This window comes from Exiguobacterium sp. SH4S7 (assembly GCF_004336795.1).
GTDB classification, from domain to species: domain Bacteria; phylum Bacillota; class Bacilli; order Exiguobacteriales; family Exiguobacteriaceae; genus Exiguobacterium; species Exiguobacterium aurantiacum_A.
Map to the genome: position 1 here is coordinate 1 of NZ_SJUT01000028.1, position 385 is coordinate 385.

The 385-nt window shown below is 40.5% G+C and carries 1 protein-coding gene; it reads left to right on the top strand.

The window, feature by feature from the left end:
* Window positions 1-385: hypothetical protein (locus EVJ29_RS15330; protein ID WP_201739030.1), on the top strand; the 385-nt coding region annotated here is incomplete at both ends.

Genomic DNA, 385 nt, shown 5'->3' on the forward strand with positions numbered 1-385 from the left:
GCTCGAATCTGTAGAGTATCTCAATGAAGATATTTATTTACTCAAAGGCAGTTTGCTTTCTGAACTTAAAGAGTTTAAACCGGCGGCTGAGAGTTTCGAAAAAGCATTAAAACTCAGTACATACCGAATTGATGAGATTCATGTTGATCTTGCCTTTCAGTATATCAACCTGCGCAAATTTAATAAAGCCATAAACGCGCTCAAAGCCGCTTTGCGCGCCAACCCCGAAAACGAAACTGCAATTCACGAACTCGAATATTGCTACCACCAGTTGGATAAAGGAGACGAATTAATTCAGTTTTATCAGAATTTTCTGGATGAGCACCCCTACTCCTGGGCTGCCTGGCACAATCTGGGCGTTTCATTATTTAGAAAAAAGCAATAC